This is a genomic window from Kocuria sp. CPCC 205261, assembly GCF_040981025.1.
GTDB classification, from domain to species: Bacteria; Actinomycetota; Actinomycetes; order Actinomycetales; family Micrococcaceae; genus Kocuria; species Kocuria marina.
Genome location: NZ_JAVKPU010000026.1, coordinates 1 through 5,152, shown reverse-complemented (window position 1 = coordinate 5,152; position 5,152 = coordinate 1). Strand labels below are relative to the sequence as shown.

The following is a 5,152-nucleotide window of genomic DNA, read 5'->3' as shown; positions in this document are numbered from 1 at the left end:
GCGCGAACAGCCCGCCAGCGGCCCGCCCGTGATCCACCCCAGCCCCGAGACCGGCGGCGCTCGCGGTGAGCACCCCGCGCACACTCCCCACGCTCCGGCGCGGGGCCCCAGCAGCGCCAGACAGCGCCCCGCGCCCTGCCAGGCCGCCAGGGACCGCGCGGACACCCCCGGGGACTCCACGCGGGCGCTCCCCCACCACAGGCAGGCACGGCCACGGGCGGCACACGCCGGGGACTACCACCGCGAGCGCCCGCCGGGGGCGCGCGCTTCCCCGCCCCGCCGTTGAGCCCGCGCGCCCGCGTGCGGCGAGCGCGGTCACCCCAGGCACGGCCCGCGCGTGATCCACCCGACCCCGAGACCTCCGGCGCTCGCAGTACCCCCGTGTGTGCGTGGCCTGGGGGTGATCACGGATGATGCAGAGCCGGACTTGCACGCGCTTTACTTTATGTGTATTGTTGTTTTTGTTAGCGGGGCACACGGCCCCGGACACCGACTCCCCAGGAGGAACACCATGGCCCAGCGCACCCAGCTTTTCATCACCGCCGAGACTGACCCCACCACGTTCGGCGGGCCCCGCCGCCACCGGATCGGCCGTCACCACCACTGGCGCCACGGCCCGAACATGGTGATCTGCGCCGCGCAGGTGGTGGAGCACCTGGAGGCCGTGACCGCTGGCCACTACTACCGGCCCACCTCCGAGGTGGCCGAGGGCGTGGCCGCCGTCTACGAGGTGAACCGTGCGACCGCCGAGGCCTCCGGGATCAGCCTCTACGACGACGTTTCCACCGCCGCCGCCACCGAGTGCGACAACAACAACGGCACGTTCCTGGTGAACCTCACCCCCGAGGGCTACACGTTCGGGTTCCTCATCGGGCCCAGCGAGAACGGCGACCTGACCACCGTGACCGGGGTGGACGGACTGATGGAAGCATTCGGGGCCTGCTGGTCCCCGATGCCCTACGACATGGAGCCCCAAGAGCGGGAATGGGCCGTGACCGTCTCCCAGGCCGTGGAGACCCTGCGCGCCGCTGAGACCGCCGGGCACCTGATGGACCAGGACACCGCCGAGCGGGTCACCGCCGTGGAAGTGCCCAGGGTGAAGACCGAGACGGTGTGGGACACCATCCCGCGCGTGATGCCCGACGCGGCCCCCGCCGTGGGCACCCGGGTGCAGGTCATCCGGGCCTGACCGGCCCACCCCCTCCCCGGGCCCATGAGGGCCCTCACAGGCCCGGGGAGGCCCCCACAGGGGCACCGGCAGGCCCCCGCGAGCACCCCACCCCAGCACCCCACACACCCCCGTGCGCCCCGCACGCGCGGGGCGTGGGCGCTCGCGGTGAGTAGCCCCCCGCAGCGCCGACGGGCACCCCGCCACCGCGACCGGCCCGGGCCCCGGTGAGCGGCCACCGCCCCAGCGCTCGCAGTGCGCAGGCGCGGCACCGTGGGGATCGAGGGGCCACCGGGCCCGGTCACGCGCTGGGCGGTGTCCCGCCAATGTAGCCGACTTGCGCACCTCTAGTCTGTACTGTATTGTTGTTTTTGTTAGCGGGGCATGAGGCCCCATTGGCAACTACATAGAGGAGCACACCATGGAACGAACGTTCCGCGAGTACGACGGCAACTTGAATCTCAGTGTGAGCGAGATCGGGAAGATGCACCTGGGGGCACTCAACGAGGTGTACGACAACTGCCGCGTGATCCTGCGCACGCACATGAACATGTTCAACAGGAACGGCGCCCCCAGCCCCGAGGAAGTTCGGGACGCCCGGCAGACGATCGACAGGATCTCCGCCCGACTGAAGGACTTCGGAGAGGCGGGGGTCCGCCCCACCTGGGTCTAGGACCCACGAGGGCCCCGGGTCACCACCCGGGGCCCTCGCTTGTGGGGCGGCGAGTCCGGTTTCCCACCGGCACTCCCGGTGACCAGGAGACCGGCGGCGCTCGCGGTCCGGGCATCGTGGCGTCCGCCGCAAGGTGGATGCGCGCCCACGGTGTGACCCGCCAGGCCGTGGCGGGCATCGTGGCCGAGCCCCAGCACACCCGCCCGGGCTACCGTGGGGCCACCATCTACGCCGGGGCCTCCCTGGAGGTGGTGGTGGCCGAGGACGGGGCCACCGTGCTCGCCGTCTACCCCCGCACCCCGCAGCCCGCACCCGCCTGTGACCCGCCGCGAGCGCCAGCACGGCCCGCACGGCGGGGGCGCAGGGCCCGTCCGGCGCGCACGATCCCCAGCGGGGGCCGGGAGTTCCTGCGACTGCTCACCGACCACGGGTTCCAGATCACCACCGACACCAGCCGCCACCGGCGGGTGACCCACCCCGATCACCCCGGGGCCGTGGTGGTCATCCCCTCCTCCCCCAGTGATCACCGGTGGACGTTGAACACCGCCTCCCAGATCCGCCCCACGTTCGGCATCGACCTGCGCCACGCCCCCCCGCGACTGATCCGGCCCGCCGGTATACAGAATAATAATTGTTGTGTATTGTTGTACTTGTTAGCGGGGCACAGGCCCCATACCCCGAGCGCGAGGACACGACACCATGAGCCAGAAAATCCACGAAGAGATCACCGACGGCCCCACCATCGCCACCCGCACCGGCGTGATCATCGCCCAGACCCGCCGCATCACCCTCACCACCGAGGAAGACGACAACACCGCAACCACCGACTAACCCACCACCCGGTGGGGGGACTGCCAAGACCCAGCAGCCCCCCCCACCGGGGGCCGCGCCCCCGGCGACTGAGCCACCACCCCCAGGGCGCCGGCGCCGGTGACCTACGGCAGCACCCCCGGCCACGAGGGGCCGTCGGCGCTCGCGGTCGGGGGTGCGGTCTGTCGTGCTGGGGTCAGTCGGTGTGGTCTGTGAGCTCCCGGCGCTCGAACCCCTCCCAGCTGCTCACCTCGGCGGCGGCGAACAGGATCTTGCGCGCGGATTTGTCACGAAAATTGTGTAGGGGACGCATACTCTAGGCCCATGTGTCGATCCGTAGCCGACGGTGGGCGCCGGTGCTCCGACGCCCGGCGCCTGGCCAAACTCACCGCTCACGACCTCGCGCCCCACACCCCCGGGGCTCCTGACCTCGAGTGGGCCGAATCGGATCTCACCGAAGTCTGGGAGAACCATCCCCAGGAAACGGCCTGTGCCGCCGTAAAGACGATCGAGGAAGCCTCCGCCGCGGATGCGCGCACCTTCACCGACATGGACACCGCAGCTCAAGCTGCCGGCGGGCACCTGCACGGCACCGCCTTCCGTCTCAAATCCCCCGCGTCTCTGGCGCGGAAGATCAACACCAAGCAGGAACGCGCGGAACGCACCGGCACACACCTCGCCGCCGAGGACGCGGTGGCGACCATCACCGACACCACCCGCTACACCGCAGTGTGCGAGGACCACGACCAGATCACCGTCACCACTGTGACCACCGTCCAGACCTTGCGCGCCAACGGCTGGGACGTGATCGAGGCCGAACAGTCCTACCTCGAGGGCAACTTCTACAAGGGCGTGCACCTACTCGTGCAGCACGCAGACGGCCAGATCGCAGAACTGCAGATCCACTCCGAGACCTCCCAGCAGATCAAAGACCAGTCCCACCTGCTCTACGAAGTCTCACGCGACACCTCGCGCTCGCGAGCGGAGCGCCTGGCCGCTAACCGGGAGGGCAAGGAGCTCTACCGACAGCTGCAGGCCCCTGCGAACTTGGACACCTTGAGCGAGCGATTGGGTGTTACTGTCAGCAAAAAACGTTATAGTTAGTTGCTATTAAAGGAAAGTAGGTGATCTTGATGATCACGTTTTATCGGGCACGCTTCCCCGGCCAGCCTCCCGAGACTGCCGTGATCGTTGCCGATGACTCCGAAGCAGAGGTTCTGTGGGAGTGGGTGCCCAACACAGGTCTGTGGCATCGGGCTACGCAGCTGGAGAACGACTTTCTCTTCGGCGATGAGGGCGGCACCTACACCCCGATCACCGCAGAAGAGGCAGCGGGGTTGCTTGTGCGCGTACCGCGGCTGGACAGGCGCCGGGACGTGGCAGCCCGAATGCTCCAGCGCTACGAGGCGCAGCCCCCAACGGAGAAGCGGACCAATGCGGAGATGGGGTTGACCAGCAAACTCACCGGCCTACGCCCGATGACTGCCCCCGGCCTGGGCCAGCTGATGACCCAGGCGCGCCGGCACCGATCCTGGCGCACCCTTGCTCTCTACGGACCGGGCACGGGCAGCGCTGCCCGCCAATTCATATCCCAGTGGGATCAGCGCCCCCTCTCCCCACAGGAGCCCCCACTGGAATTGAGGGCTACTGCGCGGGGGGAGAACACAGCCGTGCAAGCCCGGGTTGTCAGCAAATAACGATAAGGGACTCATCACCTGCGATCTAGCACGCCGCACCTGCCCCCGCCCGTCCCGTCGAGCACAGGCCGGGAAGAGCACACCGCGCTGAACGAGGCAGACCCAGGCGATCGTCGTTCACCCGGTGCCCCACCCCGCGGAAAGGCCCAGCAGCCGCCACTTTCACCCACTGTGACCAGTAGTGTATTGTTGCTTTTGTAATCGGGGTCGAGGCCCCACCTGCTGCCGCAGGCACTACTCCCGACAGGAACAGCCATGACCGCACTCATCGACCGCGCTCATTCCATGGCCACCGCAGCCCATGAAGGCCAAACCGACAAAGCCGGCGCCCCTTACATCGACCACCCCCGCCGCGTCAGCATCCGGGTATGCCGCTACGCCCCCGATGAGCTCACCGAAGCCGCCCAAGCAGTGGCCTGGCTCCACGACGTAGTAGAAGACACCCCCATCACCCTGCAGGAGCTCACCGAGCACTTCCCCCCAACCATCGTCGCCGCCGTTGACGCACTCACCCACCGCGCCCACGAAACCCGCGAAAACTACTACCAGCGCGTTGCCACCAACACCCTGGCCCGAGCCGTAAAACAGGCCGACATCGACGACAACACCGACCCGCAACGCCTGCAACTCCTGGACGAGCACACCCGCCACCGCCTAGAAACCAAATACGCCCAAGCCCGCGCCGCGCTCGCCGTGGGACTGTCCGATAAACGGTGTGTGGGGCCCGGCCCAGCACCTCGGGGCAAGTCAGGTAATCCTCGGGTGTCCACAGCGGTTCATGCGCACAGGGTGCTGGTCTACCGT

At 68.7% G+C, this 5,152-nt stretch carries 6 protein-coding genes; all 6 read left to right on the top strand.

The window, feature by feature from the left end:
- Positions 1–511: 511 nt before the first annotated feature.
- Complete coding sequence (locus tag RF646_RS13170; protein WP_368836224.1) at positions 512–1,189, top strand: hypothetical protein; 678 nt, start codon at positions 512–514, stop codon at positions 1,187–1,189.
- A gap of 400 nt (positions 1,190–1,589) precedes the next feature.
- Positions 1,590–1,841, top strand: a complete 252-nt coding sequence (locus tag RF646_RS13165; protein ID WP_318541542.1) for a hypothetical protein — start codon at positions 1,590–1,592, stop codon at positions 1,839–1,841.
- Positions 1,842–2,540: 699 nt separating this feature from the next.
- Positions 2,541–2,672: a hypothetical protein gene (locus RF646_RS13160; protein ID WP_260856910.1), complete on the top strand. Its 132-nt coding sequence runs from the start codon at positions 2,541–2,543 to the stop codon at positions 2,670–2,672.
- Positions 2,673–2,975: 303 nt separating this feature from the next.
- Positions 2,976–3,755, top strand: a complete 780-nt coding sequence (locus RF646_RS13155; RefSeq protein WP_368836223.1) for a hypothetical protein — start codon at positions 2,976–2,978, stop codon at positions 3,753–3,755.
- Between the two features lie 20 nt (positions 3,756–3,775).
- Entirely contained in the window at positions 3,776–4,348 is a 573-nt protein-coding gene (locus RF646_RS13150; RefSeq protein ID WP_145007929.1) for a hypothetical protein, read from the top strand.
- 255 nt (positions 4,349–4,603) lie between these two features.
- The coding region (locus RF646_RS13145; protein ID WP_368836222.1) for an HD domain-containing protein at positions 4,604–5,152 on the top strand (549 nt) is incomplete at its 3' end.